Consider the following 18,973-nt stretch of genomic DNA (forward strand, 5'->3'; position numbering starts at 1 on the left):
CTTTCCCGATCCCTGCACGTCTCTGAGGCTTCAGAGCTACACCGGCATCTAATTACAAAAGAAACTGTTCCCATAGTAACGGAAAATTCGGGATTCGTCAAATATTGTATTTATCCAGCTGGTCGAGGAAGCCCTGTGACTTCAGCCTCAGCCCGAGCTGGGCATCCATAAAGGCGCGCATTACGGTCTTCAGCTCGCTGCGGGTCGCTTCCTTTACATCGACATTGCCGAGGCGTGTCAGGTCAAGGGCAGCGAACAGGCGCAGGAGCTTCAGGGCACGCGGAGAAATTTCCATCGCCGGCGGATCATTGTGCCTGCAGCTGCGGCATAAGACGCCGCCGAGCCGCGGACTGATCCGCAGCTCTTCATCAGGCTTTTCCCGCCCGCAGACGATACACTGATCCAGCTCCGGTCCGTACCCTGCGGCCTGCAGTATTTTCATCTCGAATACATTAATAATGATGCCCGGTTCCTTGTCTTCCTCCAGTGCACTAAGACATGCCGACAGCTGGCGGAACCAGAAGCTGCCGGTCTCCTCGTCATGCAATACACGGTCCAGCAGCTCGCAGGCGTATGAAGCATACGCCGCTTTGATCAGGTCTGTCCGCAGCCCGTGACGGGACTGAATAATTTCCCCTGCGTTCAGGGTACCCAGTCCCCCGTTGTTGCGGAAAAATACAAATTCGCCGGTTGTAAACAGCTGGATCAGCGCAGCATGGCGGCTCTTGACCTTTTTGGCGCCGCGAACGAGAACGCCTACTTTGCCGGCGTTCTCGGTGCAAAGCGTAATGATGGCGTTCCCTTCGCCGTAATCCATACTGCGGATGACGATCCCTTCCACCCTGTGTAGCATGCCTCTTCCCCCAACCATCCGGCAAGCAACCAGTCTTTACTCTGCTTCTTCATCAAGAACCTGCTCTTCCTCCGCAATCAGCGGTCCGCCCGCCTCCAGCGGATCTGCGGCTTGCCTATACAGCAGATATGCATCGACATCTCCAGTCATTGCAAAATACTTCCACGAAAAGTCTCGCATTCGTATTCATCCTTTCTTCGGAAACACGATGTCTCTTCAGAACTAGGATGTGCGCTGTGCTGAGGTTTATCCTTGCAATTCCTGCCATAACAGCCGCGGATACAGAATTATAGGTCTTTGTGGAAGCCTAAATCGCGCAGAACGCGGTCCTGGTTGCGCCAGTCTTTTTTCACTTTTACCCATAGCTCCAAGAAAATCTTCGATCCCAGCAGGTTCTGGATATCCGTGCGGGCCCGTCTGCCGACTTCCTTCAGAAGCGCCCCCTGCTTGCCGATAATAATTCCCTTCTGCGAATCGCGCTCTACAAAAATAATTGCACTGATATGCACTACCCCGTTCGGCTCAACACGCATATCCTCTATACCTACCGCAATGGAATGCGGCACCTCTTCGCGGGTCATGTGAAGGATCTTCTCACGAATCAGCTCGGCGCAGACGAATTGCTCCGGATGGTCTGTTACCTGATCCTCAGGATAATACTGCGGCCCTTCCGGCAGATACTTAGAAATCTGTTCCAGCAGGGTGTTTACGTTGCTGCCAACCTTAGCGGAAATCGGAACGATTTCAGCAAACGTATGCAGCTTGTTGTATTCCGTAATCAGCGGAAGCAGTACTTCAGGCTCGATTTTGTCAATCTTGTTCATAACCAAAATTACAGGTGTCTTAACCTCTTTCAATTGCTCAGCGATAAAACGGTCACCGCCGCCCATCCCTTCCGAAGCATCCACCAGGAACAGCACAGCCTCTACTTCATGCAGGGTGCTGAGCGCCGTCTGGTTCATGTAGTCACCCAGCTTGGACTGTCTTTTATGAATACCCGGCGTGTCCAGGAACACAATCTGCGAATTGTTCGCTGTGTACACCCCGTGGATTTTGTTGCGCGTTGTCTGGGGCTTGTCCGACATAATGGCGATTTTTTGCCCAATCACCTGGTTCATTAGTGTTGATTTACCTACATTTGGTCTGCCGATAATAGCGACAAATCCTGATTTGAATTTCATATGATCTTCCCTTTCGTGTTAAAACAAAAATTAAAAAGCTTGAAACCTTTTTTCGATCCCCTAAATCCCCCTTACCCAAGGGGGACCCCAAGGGCCCCGGCCCTCTGGACACCCGGAAATAGGCGTTTTAGCAGTTATCGGCGCTTCGAACAGACATTTAGCGCTATGAGCGCTTTCGTTCCCTGCGGGAACACGCTGGACTGTTGGTGCTCGGGATAGTGAGTGAGCAGATTTGAGCGTTTAGAGCAGACACTTGTGCTTGCATCACTTTCGTTCCCTGCGGGAACACGCTGGATAGCGGTGCTCGGGATATTAGTTAACTAATCAAACCTTTTGTCCTCCCATCCTACTCAAGGGAGCACTCAGCGATACCAGGATATTAGTCAACTAACATAACGGTTTTTTGTGTGCTTTTTAGCTAGGCCGGGATTAGTGTAAATGGCAAGCCGAACAACACAGCTTTAACTGTATTTTGTACAATTATTTAAGCCCGAACCAGGTGTTTTACCGGTTTAGCTGTATTCTGTGCAGTTATTTTTGGACATTTGAGCGTTTTCGGTCAAAAAACAGCAATATAGTTGCACAAACTGCAGTTAATCTCAGCTGCAGGCAAATATAACTTGGTTTAGTTGTACAAAGTGCAGCTAAACTGGAATGTCAGCGATCCGGCAGGCAGCAGTTGCCCAGATAATAATAACCAGCCAGATAATAACCGGCCAGGCAGCAACTAGCGGGGTAATAACCAGCCAGCAACCGGCCAGTCTATTCGGGCGCCTGCCCCTGCTCCAGATCGGCGGTCGTAAACGCGCCAGGCAGCAAATCACGCACGGTTGTCTCCACAATGTCACCTTTCAGGTTGCCGAGGATCACCTTCATATCAGGGCCGCAGAGCTCTACCATTACCTGGCGGCAGACGCCGCAAGGGGAGACAGGCCCGTCTGTATCTGCAACAACTGCGATCGCCTGGAAGGTGCCCGGCTTGTGGCCGTCCGCGACAGCACGGAACAGCGCGGTCCGTTCGCCGCAGTTAGTCGGGCCGTAGGCGGCATTCTCAATATTACAGCCGTGGTGGACATGACCGTCCTGATCCAGCAGGGCTGCGCCGACGCCAAAACGGGAATACGGTATATATGCATTGGTTCTGGCCTTAATCGCTTCCTGGAGAAGTAGAGCAGATTCCATAGTGGCCCTCCTAAAGGTTTGTTCAGCATATGACACTTTTTCATGTTCAATTATATAGTTTTGCCGGCGTTAACGATTTGCATTATATTACGGGTTAATCCCGCTTCGTAAGCCTTCACTTACCTTGTGATCAGCAAGGCGCTGCCGGTCTACACACCATGAAATTCCGGCACACCCGCAATAATGCTGCACAGCGGCCTCATGCAAGATGGCGGAGGGCACATATGCCGGTCCGCCTCAGGCTTTGGCTGAAGTTGTAAACTGATTATGACATAAATCCTGTGATCCAGTCCATCACCGGATGATAAAAAACGTAGATTCCCACAATAACGGCAAAAACCGCCGTAAGCAGCACAGCTCCTGCGGCGGTATCTTTGGCGGTCTTAGCCAGGGGATGAATATCCGGCGACACCAGATCAATCGTCGCTTCAATTGCTGTATTCAGCAGTTCTGTGCTCAGTACAAGCGTTATTGCCAGCAGCAGCAGTATCCAGCTTAAAGGAGGAAGCCTGAAAAACGCCGCAGCGGCAAGCACCGCTACAGCCAGAACGCTATGCACCTTCATATTCAGCTCAGATTTGAACGCGGAGGCAATGCCGTGCGCTGCAAACCGGAATGAATGCCAGAATTTTTTGTGGCCTACCGCCGTATTTTTGGCCATTAGCGGGTTAACCCAACCTGCGCCAGTACATGCTCCTGTTTGGACATCATTTCAGCCTCTGATTCGGCATCCTGATGGTCATAGCCCAGCAGATGCAGGAAGCCGTGAACGAACAGGAAGCCAAGCTCCCGCTCCAGGGAATGGCCGTATTCCTCAGCCTGCTCCTTAGCCCGTGTAACAGAGATAATAATGTCCCCCAGCGAATTCGGAACCTCCCCGTATTCATCATCATCAAAAGCATATATAATCTCCGGCTCGTCCTCTCCCGCCTCGTTCATGGCAAAGGACAGCACGTCTGTCGGACGGTCGATTCCCCGGTACTCCCGGTTCAGCTCATGTATCCGCTCATTGTCAACAAAAGTGAGATCTACCTCACCCTTTTCAACCCCTTCGGCTTCGCCTGCTTTTTGCAGAATGCTGTCCAGGAGCGCTATCAGAGCATCCGTTATCTCGTATTCTTCCTGCTCGTTGTTCCAGTTGATGGCCAGACTCATGTTGTAGCCGCCCCTTCCTCTTTCTTCGGTTTTTTCACTTCTTCAGGATATTCGATCCGCGAGTGAAAAATCCCCATGACCGTCTCTTTGAGCGTCCGGGCAATAATGTCCAGCTCTTTGATCGTCAGGTCACATTCATCAAACTGGTGGTCGTCCAGCCTGCTTTTAATTATCTTTTCAATCATCGTTTCTACCTGAACAACAGTAGGCTTGCGGAGTGAGCGGACCGCTGCTTCCACACTGTCGGCGATACCAACCACAGCGGCTTCCTTGGATTGCGCCTTCGGCCCAGGATAACGGAAATCCTCTTCGGTGAAGTCAGGCGTGACACCCTTTTCCTCCGCGATCTTAAGCGCCTTATGATAAAAATAATGCAGGAACGTCGTGCCGTGATGCTGCTCGGCTATGTCGCGGATCGGCTTGGGCAGCTTGTACTCCTTCTGCATCTCCACCCCGTCACGGGCATGCGCTACAATGATGGATTTGCTGAGCGCCGGCTCAATCGAATCATGCGGATTCTCCATATTGTTCTGATTCTCAATAAAATAAAACGGCCGCTTCGTCTTGCCGATGTCGTGGTAATAGGAGCCTACCCTGCACAGCAGACCGTCTGCTCCAATTGCTTCCGCCGCCGCTTCCGACAGATTGCCGACCATTACGCTGTGATGATAGGTTCCCGGCGTTTCTGTAAGCAGCTTGCGCAGCAGCGGATGATTCGGATTAGACAGCTCAACCAGCTTCAGCGCTGACAAGATCCCGAAGGTGGCCTCGAAGAACGGCATCAGCCCGATTACAAGCACTGCTGTCAGCAGCCCGCCGGCAAAAGCAAAGCCAAGCGAATACAAGGTCTGCGTATCATTCCAGCCCCCCCCGCCGAGCAGCTTCAGCATAAACACAGTGACTGTGCCGAATAAGGAAACCATGATTCCGCCCTTAAGCAGTGTGGAACGCTGGCCTGCGCGGTGGGTGGCAAATATAGCAACATACGATACTACCAGGGCAAAGAAGCCGAAGTTAAAATCAAATACGGTATTCTGCTGCACATTCAGAATAATGCTCGCCAGCACACTGAACAGGATGGAGCAGAAATAGGCCAGGGTCATATCCAGCAGCATGGCTATCAGCATTGCCCCGATGGCGACCGGAGCCAGGAAACCTACGTAGTAGCGGACATCGGTCTGCAGGAAGGCAGCCAGCTTCATAGTAATCATGGTGATAACAAAAACAAGCACCAGCATCAGGAGCTGCGAGTTGTTGTACTTGAATCCCGAGCTGGCTGCGCCTCCGGAGTACCGGATAAACACCATCAGCCCCGCTGAGAGCATGACCGACAGCAGCAGCAGGCCGAACTGCGGCCAGTAATTGACCTCATTGCTCAGCAGTCCGTTCTCGTCCAGCAGTGTGTACAGCTCAGGGGTAATCGTCTCGCCTTTGGCTACCAGCACATCGCCCTGTTCAATAAATACATCCGGCGTGTTCTCACGGGCTTCGACCTTGGCTTCTTTCGTCGCTTCCTCATCAAAAAATTTATTAGGCATAATAACCAGCCGGACCAGCTCCTGAGTCACCTCGCGGGCTGTGCGCTGGCTGAGCGAGCTGACGCTGACCTGCTCCGCCACCTTGGCGCGGGCGGTCTGGGCATCGACAATCTGGTCATTCATCAGCTTGATGACAATCTCCCGGGCAACCTGCTTCATCTCAATGATATCCTGGGTAGTCAGCCGCGGAATTTTGATATAAGTCTCTTCAGGAATAGTGTAAGCCTGTTCAGCAATGCCGGTCTGGATCTCCTCCAGGAGCGTATCTGAATAGGTACCGGCGTTGCGGCTGGAATTAATAAAGCTCTGTACAAAATCATTGGCCCGCTGCGGGATAACATCCTTGTAAATGCCGATCTTGTCACTTTGCGAGATCAGATCATCCTGATTCAGGCTGTCGATCCGGTCCAGCAGCAAAGTAACCAGGCTGTCCGCCCTGATCGGTATGATGGCATATTTGTTCTGTACACCCTCTGCCGCAGCTTCCTGGGCCTTAAGCTTGGCTTTGTTATCCAAGATCTGCTTGGGAGCCGTAATCTCTTTGGCGCTGGTAGTATTCACTTTGATATCATAACGTTTCGGCAGCAGGTCAGACGACAGGCTGAAGTAGAAGACCAGCCCCAGGAACAGGAAAAGAGCATAGCGCGTCAACGCGCTATACTTCCATCCGGTATTGCTGTATACGAATCCGCTTAGTTTCGATGGTTGCTTTGAAGCCATGAGGACAGTCCCCTTTGTTAGTCGAGGTTTTCGGCAGAGCGGTCATAGGCTACGATAATCTTCTGCACCAGAGAATGCCTTACAACATCCTGTTCCGCAAAATAGACAAAGCCGAGTTCTTCAATGCCGGATAAAATCGCCTTAGCTTCGATTAATCCTGATTTCTTGCCGCGCGGCAGGTCGATCTGGGTAACGTCACCGGTGATGACCATCTTAGAGCCAAAGCCGAGCCGGGTCAGGAACATCTTCATTTGTTCAGGCGTCGTATTCTGGGCTTCATCCAGGATGATGAAAGAATCGTCGAGTGTACGTCCGCGCATATAAGCAAGCGGTGCAATCTCAATTAGTCCCCGCTCAAGCGCCTTAGCCACCTGATCAGGCCCCATAACGTCGTATAACGCGTCGTAGAGCGGCCGGAGGTACGGATCAACCTTCTCCTGCAGATCGCCCGGCAGAAAGCCCAGGCTTTCGCCTGCTTCTACAGCTGGGCGGGTGAGCACGATCCGCTTGACAGAGCCTTCTTTGAGGGCCGAAACGGCCAGCACTACCGCGAGGTAGGTCTTACCTGTTCCCGCAGGGCCGATGCCGAAGACGATGTCGCGTTTCTTGATCGTAGTCACGTAATGCTTCTGGCCGATGGTCTTGACACGGATCGGCTTGCCGCGGAAGGTGGTTGTAATTTCACCTTTGAACAGATCCAGCAGCTGGTCGGCGCGGAATTCCTTCGCCAGCTCCACAGCATACTGAATATCGCGTTCGCTGAGGATGTAACCGCTGCGGATCAGCGACAGCAGAACATTGAACAGCTGCTCCAGCATGTCCACCTCACGCTCTGCCCCGCGGATCGTAATTTCTGCTTCCCGAGAGTCAATCACTGCCGGAATTTCACTTTCGATGATCTTGAGAAATCCATCCTGCGGGCCGAACAGCGATTGCGCTTCTCCCGCATTTTGCAAAGATATACGTATGCTTGCAGTCTGTTCTGACAAGTAGCCTCATTCTCCTCAGTTGTTTACTATCGGAAGTTCTTCCGCAATTCTCTCTTCCACCTCAAACAGCACTTTCATATAAACTTTACCATTGTCTTTCTTCTCATGCAAAATTTTTTGACTTTTAATGGTGCTGTCGGTGCCGTAACGGGCTAAAATATCGCTTTTTGCCCTTGCAATTCCTTCCGCTCTAGCTTCTTCCGCCGTCTTTACCGCAGACGTATACTCCACTTCCAGCTCCTTCTCTGTCATAACCCCGAGAGGCAGCTGCAGAGATCTCCAGGACAGCATATTGCTCTCAGTCAGCGTGCGGGATTTACTGAAGCCCGAGCTGCCGTAGCCCCATAGCTGAACCGCCCAGTCTCCGAGGACAAGATAAGTCCGGTCCTTCCGCTCTCCTGTATAGGAGCTGCCGCTGGTCTTAAGCGGAACCTCGATATTATATTCATGCCAGACAAGGCCCTTCACCTCGCCCTTGGCGACAACGTATTCTATGTTTTCCTCATCACCCAATGCGCCGGAAATGAGGATTTGCCCTTTTTTGACCCGGGAATTGATGCCGACGACCGGCCGGCCCTGCTCGGCATAAATCCCTGTAACGACCGCATCTGTCCTGCTGATCAGATGCCGCTGGCTCAGCAGCGGGCGGTTTTCCGGCTGATCCGCCTCTACAATATGGATCGTGATGCTCGTCCCGGTCCGCTCCACACCGATCCAGGAAATACCCGGCACCCGGGAGATTAGCCTCTTGGAGAGCTTGTCCGGCTCATCCATGCGCCAGATCCACTGGAACGGATAAATCCCCTCCTGCCGCGCGGCTGCCAGCAGATCATCTGAGGCGATACGCTGGTTCCCATCGACCCGGACCGTCCATACCATTGAGCAGAACAGCAGAATCATCACCCCGAACAGCAGGATGCCTGCAGAAAAAAGCTTGCGTCTCCACAGCCTCGCCAGCCGGAAGGGGAGACCGTTTCTGGCGGTAACGTGCATACGGCAGCCTGTACTTTTCAAAATCGGCCGGAGGCGGAAAAAGTCATCCAGCAGCAAATTCAGGGAAGCGCCGTCCCCTGCAGGCTTCACTTCCCAGATGACGATGCCTTCTGCGGCTACGGCATTGATAAATTTCTCCACCGCAGGTCCCGTCACATGCAGTGTAACGAACCCCCGCAGCACTGACAGAGGCGGCTCTTTCATGTTTTCTCCTCGCTTCCCTTGTATCTGATTTCTCCGATAACGCCTTCTACGGCCAGCTCCTGGCCGAGAATGTTGCGGATTTTCAGCTCACGGCCGGAAATTTCAAGCGCCCCTTTGGCTAAAGCGATAGTCAGCAGGGCGGACGAAAAATGCAGCACACCGCGGTGATTCTCAATATACAGCTCTTTATTGCCGATCAGGGTGATCCGGGGCAGCTCCTGCAGTACATCCTGCGGAAGATCCAGTACCCCGTTTGTCCATCCCCGCAGCCTGCGGCCAATACGGGTCATATGTAGACTTCTCCCCCTTCCTGCCTTCTGTACACCTTATGCGGCACTGCAGCTTTTTATGAGAATTACTCACACGGATGTTTAGAAATACGGTCCGGTAATCCTGGCGAGACCCAATATATGCAAAAAGCCTCCAGACCCTGTGAGTAGGGTCCGAAGGCTTAGCTTCATGCACTATGGCTCTTACCGCCCGATAGCGGCTATGTTTACTGCAGCTTATTATCTTCTGGTTGAATGCGGCCTCCGCGAGCGCGGGGGACCGAGAATTTCTGCCCAGACGAGTCCGTTACGCAGCGCCTGGCGGCTGCCGCCAGCACTGCCCGGAAGCGGAGAAGCAGCAGCCATGCCATGCTCCAGGGACGCTACAGGCCCTTCTGCGCCCTTTTCCAGCCCGTAAGCCGCTATTCCATCATAAGCAGCCTGAAGACGCTCCAGCTCGCGCTGCATCCGTTCTGTACGGACCTGCACGCTGTCCTCCTGGTCTCCCGGCTGCTCGTAAGACATTCCCTCACCCGTCTCATAATCAGGAGTAGGTACATGCGGAGGCTCCTGCCAGGCTGGTGCAAGCTCATGCTCATGCTGCTCTGACGAAGCGCTGGCCGCCGGGCCGTTGTCCGGTGAAGGGAAGCCGCTGCCGGTTGCGGCAGGACGCGCCGCACTGCCGTCAGGCTCTGGACGCCGGCCTCTGCGCATCGGCTGGTCATCACCCCTGCCGCCAAAGGTCGGCATTCCGCCGCTTGCATTAGGTTTTTTCTTGTTTTTGGCCGCTTTATTCACATTGGTGAAGATTGCGACCAGAATAATCACGGCAATATAAATCAGACTGCCCATGGGATCTCACATCCCCTTATTTATTGGTCGGACGGTTGTGATCGTCCCCGTCATTCGTTTTACCGAGTGAGCCGCGCATCTGCGTGTCCGCTTCGATATTCTTGAGATTCATATAATCCATAACACCAAGCTGTCCGGAACGCAGCGCTTCCGCCATAGCCAGCGGTACCCGGGATTCCGATTCGACAACGAGCGCCTTCATTTCGACAACCTTTGCCTTCATCTCCTGCTCATGGGCAACAGCCATCGCTCTGCGTTCCTCGGCTTTCGCCTGGGCGATGCGTTTATCCGCTTCAGCCTGCTCAGTCTGCAGGTATGCCCCGATATTTTTGCCGACATCAACGTCCGCAATATCAATCGAGAGAATTTCAAAAGCCGTACCGGAGTCAAGCCCCTTCGACAAAACAGTCCGGGAAATCGAGTCCGGGTTCTCCAGCACGTCTTTGTGTGAATTACTGGAGCCTACTGTTGTAACGATACCTTCCCCGACACGGGCAATAATCGTTTCCTCACCCGCACCGCCGACCAGCCGGTCGATGTTGGCCCGGACCGTTACCCGTGCTTTTACCTTTACCTCAATCCCGTTCCGGGCTACTGCAGCAACAATCGGCGTTTCAATGACACGCGGGTTAACACTCATCTGCACCGCCAGCAGCACGTCACGTCCGGCCAGGTCAATAGCCGCTGCGCGTGTAAACTCAAGCGGAATATTGGCCCGCTGCGCCGCGATCAGCGCATTAACGACCCGGTCAACGTTACCTCCGGCGAGGTAATGGCTTTCGAGCTGATTAATATTGAGCCCCAGTCCGGCTTTGATAGCCTTAATCAGAGGATTAACAATCCGGCTCGGCGTAACCCGGCGCAGTCTCATCGCCACCAGCGTAATAATGCTGATTTTCACGCCGGATGCCCATGCAGAAATCCATAGCATAACCGGGAAGAAGCTGAAGAACACACTCAACACAATGATCACAACAACCGCGATCAGCAAAATAGGAATCAAAGAAGCTTCACCCATACCTGTTCCCAACCTCCGTTAACATTTTTTCAAAACCAAATCAAGAGCCATTCATTGCCGTCTAACGGACAGCAAGGTTATTCAATCATTTCCTTGACGACCACACGCCCGCCCTCCACCTTCACGACGGAAACGGGGCGTTCAGAGCTGATAAAGCTGCCTTCGGTGACTACATCCACCCGTTCTCCGCTGAATACCGCAGTTCCCGCCGGCCGGAGCGGAGTGACGCTCATTCCCGCTGCGCCGATAAGGTTTAGCCTTTCCATTGCAGGTACAAAACCTTCTTCTTTGGTCAGACTCTCATGGAGAATAAACCGGTTCCAGATGCCGCGTTCCTTAAATATTACCACCACGACCGCAATGACTACCGCCGCAGCGGCAAATGCGATCCCGAGATTCAAGAGGGCATGCGTGTAGCTGAAGGCTGCCCGTACAACCCCCGCAATCAGACAGATGGAACCAAGCAATCCGAGAATCCCAAAGCTGGGGACAAAGAGCTCCAGGACAAGCATGACCAGCCCGAGAATGAACAGCAGCCATGTCTCCGCTCCCGCAAAGCCTGCCACATAGTTACCGAAGAAATACAGGGCGAAGGCCAAAGTCCCGATGATACCCGGAACGCCGAAGCCCGGCACTAGCAGCTCGATGACAATGCCGGCAATCCCGACAAAGAGCAGAATGGTCATTACAACCGGATTGGTCAGAAAATGCGACATTTTCTCAGCGCCTGTCTGCTGAACGTGAAAGATGTCGTCAGTCGAGTAGCCCAGCCAGGCCACCGCCTCTTCCGGTGTTGCCGCCAGATGCTCGGCATATCCCGCCTTCAGCGCCTCATCACTGGTCAGTGCAATAATCTGCCCTGCCGTTTTGCTCACGCCAAGCTCAGGCTTGTTCACCACCAGGTTCACATCCATCATTCCTGCAGCAATGTCAGGATCACGGCCGTTCAGCGCGGCTGCCCCCACCATTTTCGATTTCCAATAAGAATTCATCTTGGCGTCATCCACGCTGTTCCCGTTCATATCCACCAGCGAAGCCGCACCGATCATGCTCCCGGGCTTCATAATAATGGTGTCCGCGTTCAGCGCTATGTAACTTCCTGCCGACGCAGCGTCGCCTTTAATATAGGCGGTAACCGGAATCTCACTGTCTCTGACCATTGTTCCAATCTGCTCGGCCGAGTTCACCAGACCTCCCGGCGTATCAATCGTAAGCACGATCAGAACAGCGCCGTAGTTCGCCGCCTCTGCAAATCCGCGCTCCAGAAAGCTCTGCAGGCCGCGTTCAATCTCCTGGTCTACCGGAATAATAAAAACGGGGCCGCTTTTGGCAACTCCGGCCTGCCTGTCTGTTGTTCCGGATGCTCCGGCCATAACCGGTATGCACAGCAACAGCAGCAGCATAGCGGCAGTGCAGGATACAATCATTTTCCGGAATCTGCTCATATTTGAACCTCCCCTCACTCATGATAACCCAATTCATACTCCTAGTACGCCTTTTTCAGGCAATCCGTTTCAAAATATGACTCCACGCTGCCGGATATAAAAAAAGGGACAACGGTAAGCATATGCTTAGCCTTTGTCCCCTGAAAATGAAAAACACCCCTTATACAAGGGGTGTCAGCGCTATATTATTGCAGAAATTGCAGAACCGCCTGGTTCACAAGTTTACCATCGGCGCGACCTTTGACTTTAGGCATCAGTGCGCTCATGACCTTACCCATATCACTTTTCGAAGAAGCACCGGTTTCCTGGACGGTCTGCTGTACAATTACTTTAATTTCTTCTTCGGAAAGCTGCGCAGGAAGATACTTAATGATAATCTCGATTTCTGCCTTCGTATTCGCGGCAAGCTCTTCACGACCCGCTGATTCAAATTCTTGGAGGGCATCTTTGCGCTGTTTGATTTCACGACTAAGGATATCAAGCACTTCGTTGTCGTCTAATGTTCTCTTTAATTCTATTTCAGAATAATTTATCGTAGAACGAACCATTCGAATGGTGGAGAGTCTGAACTTGTCCTTACTCTTCATCGCTTGCTTCATATCTTCGTTCAATCGTTCGCTAAGATTCATGACTCGGTAATCCTCCTAAAACTTTCTCTTACGAGCAGCCTCAGACTTCTTCTTGCGCTTAACGCTTGGCTTCTCATAATGCTTGCGTTTCTTCACCTCAGCCAAGACACCATCTTTAGCGATGGAACGTTTAAAGCGACGAAGTGCAGCATCAATTGTCTCGTTTTTACGAACTTTCGTTTCAGACACCAGTTTTCCCTCCCTCCGACCAGACCGTCCAAGAGCATAACACGGTTCATCAACTTTCATTATAGGTCAAACCGAAATAAGGTGTCAACCTTCGTGTTATTCTTTTTTCTGGCAGGCGGTCTGTTATTGGATACAGCACTATGCGTGTGAATCCGAAATACCGACGAGGGCGCCCAGCTTGGCACCGCCAATCAGGTGGTAATGAAGATGCGGCACTGCCTGTCCGCTATCGGGTCCGCAGTTGTTAATCAAGCGGTATCCGGTCTCAGCAACGCCAAGCTCTACAGCGATCTGCTGGGCCACCGCATGAATCTCGCCGATCAGCGGAAGATCCTCTGCAGTCACATCATTCATCGAAGCAATGAACTTCTTGGGAATGATAAGCACATGCACCGGTGCCGCAGGCTGAATGTCATGAAATGCCAGAATGCGTTCGTTCTCAAACACTTTTTTTGAAGGTATGGTGCCCTCAATGATTTTGCTAAAAACAGTTTCCAATACAACACCTCCTTCTAAAGGTTGTGTAGAGCGGCGATGCTTGAATAAGCAGCAAAACCTGTTACCGTACAGGCGAATGATCACGATGGATACAGGCCTGCCCGGTCGGAATGTCCGGCCTTCTCCGCTATATTATTTTATGTGTCTTATCATACAGGATTTTTGGGCAATACGAAAGCTGCTGTAAACCAGTTTACAGGAGGTCATTCCGGCAGGGATTGCCGATGATGATAATGAGGGGGGCTTAGCAGATGCGGATCATCCATTTTTCTATAATAACGCATCATTTAGACGGGTTTAGCCCGATACGCTAACACCTCCTACTGGCACGCCTGCTGCCTTGCTGCTGAAGGACAACTGTATTAGGTACAGTACAGCATCCAGGCCACAAGCAAACTGTATTAGGTACAGCGGAAGATAATCCGTTAATGGCCGGTAGACAAAAAAAAAGAAACACCCTATCAGCTGAAAGGCTGATTCGGCGGCGAACGTATGAAAAGGAGTACATCCCGGTCATACGTCCGCCGAGGTGTTTCTAAATGATGTCGGCTTAGCTGTATTATAACAGGGGCATGATGGTGTCTCTGTGATCGACATCACATCAAACCCCCGGTTTCACATTTTTTCCAAAAGAATGTGCGATCCCCCGCCTCCCTGCTCGGCAGGCACCACAATCAGCTTACGCGGCAGCCTGGCCCGGAGCTCCGGAACATGGCTGATAATGCCGACGGACAGCTGGTCATTGTGCAGCTTTTCAAGGGATGTAATCACCGTATCCAGCAGGTCAGGGTCCAGAGTGCCGAAGCCCTCGTCCAGGAAAAAGAACTGCAGCGGATACTGTCCGCGGAGCTGAATCTGCGCCGATAGGGCAAGCGCCAGAGACAGTGAGGTCAGGAAGGTCTCTCCCCCGGACAGAGTCGAGACCGGACGGCGGACGCCCCCGTTCCCGTCGTCACGGATCACAAAGCCTCCGCCGGAGTCCACTTCCAGCGCGTAACGCTGCTTGGACAGAAACCGCAGCCGCTGCGACGCTGCCTGGCAGACCTGCATCAGCTGCTCCTCGGCAATATACTCGACAAAGGCATTGCCGCGCAGGACCGTCTGCAGCTTCGACAGGCGGTCCTGCAGCGCAGCGTGGCCGATCCGCTGTCCCTCAAGCTCCATCCAGCGAATATGGCGCTGCTGCAGATCCTCCAGATCCCGCTCGGCCCGTGCCCGGCTGCGCAGCGCTTCCTCATCGTCCTCCCTGCACTGGCGAAGTACAGCCTGGCTCTCCTGCCACTCCTCCGTACTGAGGGCTGCACCCTGCAGCTTCCCGGCTATGCTCCGCAGCTGCAGGTTCACTTCAGCCTCTTCCTCGCGGTGTCTACGCACGCTCATCATCGCAGCATTCCGCTCCTCAGGCGGCAGTGCCGCAGCCTCAACCTCAGCTGCTGAAGCAAAAGGCGATGACCCCAGGCTCTCTTGCCAGCGTGCAGATGCTTCATTGTAATGCTCCCCGGCTGACTCAGCCGCCTGACGGGCAATCGCCGCTTCCTTGAGCTCATGCTGCGCCTTCTCGGCTGCCTGACGGTGGCTCAGCCTGCTCCGTTCAAGCGCAGCCTGCAGCTCCTGCAGCTGCCGCTCACATTCAGCAAGCAGCTCCGCAGCAGCACGGCCGCCTGTCCACTGCTGCAGGCGCTCCGCCTTCTCGCGCTCCAGCGCTTCCTTGCCTTCCAGCTGGGCGTGTAAGTGAGCCAGCTCCTTATCCAGACCGGAGATTTCCTCCTGCAGTGCTTGAACGGCAACGCTTTTGTCATCCAGAAATTTCACGCTGATCTCCAGACGGCCCCGGATCTCCTCCGCCTGCTCATCCTTAAGCAGCACCGCACGGTAAGCAGCCTCCGCCTCATCCACCGCCAGTCCGGGAAACAGCTCGGCCCACTCCCGGTGCAGACTGTCCGCCTGACCTGCCAGCTCCCGAGCTTTACTCACCAGCCCGCCCAGCCAGGCTGCTTCTGCTTCTACGGCAGCCTCCTCCTTATGGCACAGTTGCTGCTGCTCCTGCATGGCCCGCTGCCACTGCGCAGCATCGCTGCGCAGACTGCCGGAGCGGGCTTTGCAGCCGGCCAGCCTGTCTTCCAGCTCTGTCAGCAGGCTGGCCTGCAGCGTCTCGTCTGCCCCCGGCGCGGAATGCAGACTAGCAGCGCTAAGCTGCTCCAGACCGGCTGCAGCCGGAAGCTCCGGCATGCTCTCGCCGTACACCTGCGCGAGCCACGCTCCGTCCTGTTCCAGCAGGCTGCGGAACAGGTGGCGTGTATCCAGCGCCTGTCTGGCCAGCAGGCGCACATGCTCCAGCCGGCCGGCCAGCTCATCGTCCCCGCCGCCGTCCTGGACGGACGCAGGCGAGGGGTGATGTTCGCTGCCGCAGACCGGGCAAGGCAGCCCGCTTTGGAGTTCACCGGCGAGTGCCAGAGAGAGCCGGTGAACCTCCTGCTCTTTGCGCGCGGCTTCCAGCGCGCCGCCGTGCTGCTCCAGGCGCACGGCGGCCTCTCCTGCGGCGGCTTCCGCAGCCCGCAGGTCCTCCAGGTGCAGCGCGGCTGCGGCGACCAGCCCGCCGCGCTGCACGGCCAGCTCTTGCCGCCGGCCTCCGGCTGCGGCAAGGCGCGCCTCTGCGGCGGCGAGCACCGCCGCGCGGCCCTGGCGCTCGCGCTCAGCCGAGTCCCGCTGGGTCTCGGCTGAGCGCAGCCCCTGCAGTCTCTGCATCGCTTCCTGCAGAGACTGCCGTTCCTGGGAGCGGACCGCCAGCGGCAGCAGGCTCTGCTGCAGCTCCTGCTGCTTCTTTTGGCCGCGGGCCAAAAGCTCCCGCTCCCGGTTCATCCGCTCCTGCGCGGCAGCAAGCCCGCTGGAGACCGCCTCGCGGCGCTCCAGCACGGCGGCGCGCTCCCGGCGAAGCCCCCCGAGCTCGGCTTCGAGCTCGAGGGCACGCCGGTAGGTGCCGGCGTACTCGCGCAGGGCCGGCTCCTCCGCCTGCAGCGCAGCCTGTGCAGCCGCTTCAGCCGCAGCAAGCTCTGCCGCTGCCCGTTCGGCGGAAGCGGCCTGTACCTCCTGGCCCTCCGCACGGGCCAGCCGGCTCTTCCAGGCGGCTTCCGCGCTGCGCCAGGCAGTCAGCACAGGCAGCCGCTGTCCGGCCTCGTCAGCCTGGCCGAGCTTCTGCTCCAGGAGGAGAATGCCCTCCTCCCGGGCAGCCAGCTCCTGCCGCTTGGCCTCACGGCGGGTACGCTCCTCCTGCAGCTCGCGGATCTTCGCGAAGCGTTCAGAACGCTCCTGCGCCTGCTCCAGCAGCTTGCGGCACTCTTCTGCGCGGCGGCCTGCTTCCTGCAGCCTCGCTTCAGCCGCCTCAATATCCGCTTTGCCGGCGCTGCCGAGCCCCTGCTGCTCAGCCTCCAGCGCGCGCAGCGCCGCTTCATTATCCTTGACCCTGCGGCTGAGCTTCAGAGCCAGCTGGTCCCCGTACTGCTCCAGGTGGAAGAGCCGCTGAAGCATCTGCCTGCGGTCGACACCCCGCAGGGACAGGAACTCGGCGAATTTCCCCTGCGGCAGCACAACAGCCCGGGTGAAATCATCCATCTTGAGCCCGATATGCTCCTCCACACAGCGCGTAACATCAGCCAGCTTGTCAGCCAGGACATGATCCCCGTCTTCAGTAAGCTCGACAAAGCGGCTGATCGTATTGCTGACCGACTGCTCGCCGGTGCGTTTGAACTTCCGCTCCACCCTGAAGCGGCGTGGACCGGCTGAGGATACAAGCTCAAAGGTAAAAGCAACGCTGAGCTGGTCCTCCGAATGGTTCATAATGCCCTGTGTCCCGTTCACGGCACGCTCCACCTTGCCGTACATCGCCAGCGTAATGGCATCCAGCAGGCTGGACTTCCCGCTGCCGGTCGGGCCGAAAATCCCGAACAGCCCCGTTTCAGTCAGGCTGGCAAAATCAATCTCCTGCTGCTCCCTGTAGCTCTGCAGCCCGGACAGCTTCAATAGAATCGGCTTCACGTCAGCCCACCTCGCCTTCCTCCGGCTGGCGCCGGTCCTCTTCTTCCGCCAGCTCCAGGAACAGCCGGACCAGACTGTCGTCCGGCTCGGCCCCTCCGGTCTGGCGCTGGTAGAACTTACGGAACAGCTCCTGCACCGGCATGCGCGAGCGGGCGGACTGCTCCAGCTCCAGCTCCATCTGCGGGTACACCGGCCGGATGTGAATAATGCCTTCCCGCGCCTTGCGCAGCCGCTGGATATCATTCAGGGACATTGCCTCAGTCAACTTGAGCTCCAGATCAATAAAAGCATTGGCATCGCGCCCTTCATCCAGCCAGCTGTATACCTCCTCCAGTCCCCCGGATGACTTCCAGTTGACCAGCGGACGGCCACAGCTCAGATAAATCTCCTTAAATTCAGGCTCTCCCCCGGGTGCAACATCCACCATTGTTACTGACTTGGCCTGTCCCGCTTCGGAAAAGCTGTACGCCAGCGGAGACCCGCTGTAACGGATCATGCCGTCGCCCTTCACGCGCTGGGCGCGGTGCAGATGCCCAAGCGCTGTATATTGTGCGCCGCAGGACAGCGCAGACGGATCTACTGTATAAGCGCCGCCAACCTGGATCGGGCGCTCCGAATCACTCTCAACGCCGCCCAGCACATAAATATGGCTCATCGCAAGATTGACGGTCTGGGGAGTGAACTCTCTGCCCAGCAGCTGCATCAGCCTGCCGACTCTGGCGCTGTAAGCCAGCCGCAGCTCATCCTCTCCGCTCTCTCCGGCCAGCAGCTCGCCAAGCCGGGCCTCCGAGGGGTAGGGGAGGGCGGCGATTTTGGCAATTTCGCCTGTCCGCACCGCATGCACTGTAACCGGCTCCGATGTAGGCATACCAACCAGTGTAATTCCCTGCCGGCGCACGAGCGGGGAGACAGAGGCTACACGCTCAGGCTGATCATGGTTGCCCGAGATGACCACAAGCGGCCGGCCGCCTGCCGTCAGTCTTGCCGCCGCATCGTAGAACAGCTGCTCTGCCGCTGCAGGAGGATTAACTGAGTCATAGACATCTCCCGCCATCATTATAAGATCAGCCTGCTCGGAATCGGCAATGTCTACCAGCTCATCAATGAACTGCTCCTGCTCCTTCTGCCTGCTCCGTCCTTCCAGCGTACGGCCCAAGTGCCAGTCGCCTGTATGCAAAATGCGCATTTTACGCCTCTTTCCCCGCCAACCTGCGGTAATCATAGAT

At 55.2% G+C, this 18,973-nt stretch carries 18 protein-coding genes; all 18 read right to left on the bottom strand.

The window, feature by feature from the left end; genetic code table 11:
- Nucleotides 1-97 precede the first annotated feature (97 nt).
- The 18 genes from recO to R70331_RS22880 all read right to left on the bottom strand — a co-directional run bounded on the left by recO (nucleotide 98) and on the right by R70331_RS22880 (nucleotide 18,933).
- Nucleotides 98-853, bottom strand: coding sequence for a DNA repair protein RecO (gene recO, locus R70331_RS22800; RefSeq protein WP_042179404.1), 756 nt, complete (start codon nucleotides 851-853; stop codon nucleotides 98-100).
- Nucleotides 854-889: 36 nt separating this feature from the next.
- Entirely contained in the window at nucleotides 890-1,033 is a 144-nt protein-coding gene (locus tag R70331_RS31235; RefSeq protein WP_081947721.1) for a YqzL family protein, read from the bottom strand.
- 107 nt (nucleotides 1,034-1,140) lie between these two features.
- Nucleotides 1,141-2,034, bottom strand: a complete 894-nt coding sequence (gene era, locus R70331_RS22805) for a GTPase Era (protein WP_042179406.1) — start codon at nucleotides 2,032-2,034, stop codon at nucleotides 1,141-1,143.
- Between the two features lie 762 nt (nucleotides 2,035-2,796).
- On the bottom strand, nucleotides 2,797-3,252 hold the full coding sequence (locus tag R70331_RS22810) for a cytidine deaminase (protein WP_269322212.1): 456 nt from the start codon (nucleotides 3,250-3,252) through the stop codon (nucleotides 2,797-2,799).
- A 229-nt stretch (nucleotides 3,253-3,481) separates the two neighbouring features.
- Nucleotides 3,482-3,877: a diacylglycerol kinase family protein gene (locus R70331_RS22815; RefSeq protein WP_042179411.1), complete on the bottom strand. Its 396-nt coding sequence runs from the start codon at nucleotides 3,875-3,877 to the stop codon at nucleotides 3,482-3,484.
- A complete protein-coding gene (ybeY, locus tag R70331_RS22820) occupies nucleotides 3,877-4,371 on the bottom strand; it encodes an rRNA maturation RNase YbeY (RefSeq protein WP_042179412.1) in 495 nt (164 codons plus the stop codon). The genes R70331_RS22815 and ybeY overlap by 1 nt, the downstream gene beginning before the upstream one ends.
- Nucleotides 4,368-6,629, bottom strand: a complete 2,262-nt coding sequence (locus R70331_RS22825) for an HD family phosphohydrolase (RefSeq protein ID WP_042179415.1) — start codon at nucleotides 6,627-6,629, stop codon at nucleotides 4,368-4,370. The genes ybeY and R70331_RS22825 overlap by 4 nt, the downstream gene beginning before the upstream one ends.
- Before the next feature lie 17 nt (nucleotides 6,630-6,646).
- Nucleotides 6,647-7,618: a PhoH family protein gene (locus R70331_RS22830; protein ID WP_042179417.1), complete on the bottom strand. Its 972-nt coding sequence runs from the start codon at nucleotides 7,616-7,618 to the stop codon at nucleotides 6,647-6,649.
- 15 nt (nucleotides 7,619-7,633) lie between these two features.
- Nucleotides 7,634-8,815: a sporulation protein YqfD gene (gene yqfD / locus R70331_RS22835; protein ID WP_042179419.1), complete on the bottom strand. Its 1,182-nt coding sequence runs from the start codon at nucleotides 8,813-8,815 to the stop codon at nucleotides 7,634-7,636.
- Nucleotides 8,812-9,105 (bottom strand): sporulation protein YqfC, encoded by a 294-nt coding sequence (gene yqfC / locus R70331_RS22840; protein WP_042179421.1) that lies wholly within the window; start codon nucleotides 9,103-9,105, stop codon nucleotides 8,812-8,814. Before yqfC ends, yqfD begins: the two co-directional genes overlap by 4 nt.
- 219 nt (nucleotides 9,106-9,324) lie before the next feature.
- A complete protein-coding gene (locus tag R70331_RS22845) occupies nucleotides 9,325-9,936 on the bottom strand; it encodes a hypothetical protein (RefSeq protein WP_042179423.1) in 612 nt (203 codons plus the stop codon).
- A gap of 16 nt (nucleotides 9,937-9,952) precedes the next feature.
- Nucleotides 9,953-10,954 (bottom strand): flotillin-like protein FloA, encoded by a 1,002-nt coding sequence (gene floA, locus R70331_RS22850; protein WP_042179426.1) that lies wholly within the window; start codon nucleotides 10,952-10,954, stop codon nucleotides 9,953-9,955.
- Between the two features lie 77 nt (nucleotides 10,955-11,031).
- Nucleotides 11,032-12,399: an NfeD family protein gene (locus tag R70331_RS22855; RefSeq protein ID WP_042179429.1), complete on the bottom strand. Its 1,368-nt coding sequence runs from the start codon at nucleotides 12,397-12,399 to the stop codon at nucleotides 11,032-11,034.
- Nucleotides 12,400-12,584: 185 nt separating this feature from the next.
- Complete coding sequence (locus tag R70331_RS22860) at nucleotides 12,585-13,028, bottom strand: GatB/YqeY domain-containing protein (RefSeq protein WP_042179432.1); 444 nt, start codon at nucleotides 13,026-13,028, stop codon at nucleotides 12,585-12,587.
- A 15-nt stretch (nucleotides 13,029-13,043) separates the two neighbouring features.
- Entirely contained in the window at nucleotides 13,044-13,217 is a 174-nt protein-coding gene (gene rpsU, locus R70331_RS22865; RefSeq protein ID WP_005547957.1) for a 30S ribosomal protein S21, read from the bottom strand.
- Between the two features lie 138 nt (nucleotides 13,218-13,355).
- Nucleotides 13,356-13,715, bottom strand: coding sequence for a histidine triad nucleotide-binding protein (locus R70331_RS22870; protein ID WP_042179434.1), 360 nt, complete (start codon nucleotides 13,713-13,715; stop codon nucleotides 13,356-13,358).
- A gap of 615 nt (nucleotides 13,716-14,330) precedes the next feature.
- Entirely contained in the window at nucleotides 14,331-17,747 is a 3,417-nt protein-coding gene (locus R70331_RS22875) for an AAA family ATPase (protein WP_042179437.1), read from the bottom strand.
- Nucleotide 17,748: 1 nt separating this feature from the next.
- A complete protein-coding gene (locus R70331_RS22880; protein ID WP_042179439.1) occupies nucleotides 17,749-18,933 on the bottom strand; it encodes an exonuclease SbcCD subunit D in 1,185 nt (394 codons plus the stop codon).
- Between the last annotated feature and the right edge of the window lie 40 nt (nucleotides 18,934-18,973).

It is taken from the genome of Paenibacillus sp. FSL R7-0331 (assembly GCF_000758645.1).
GTDB lineage: Bacteria > Bacillota > Bacilli > Paenibacillales > Paenibacillaceae > Paenibacillus_AQ > Paenibacillus_AQ camerounensis.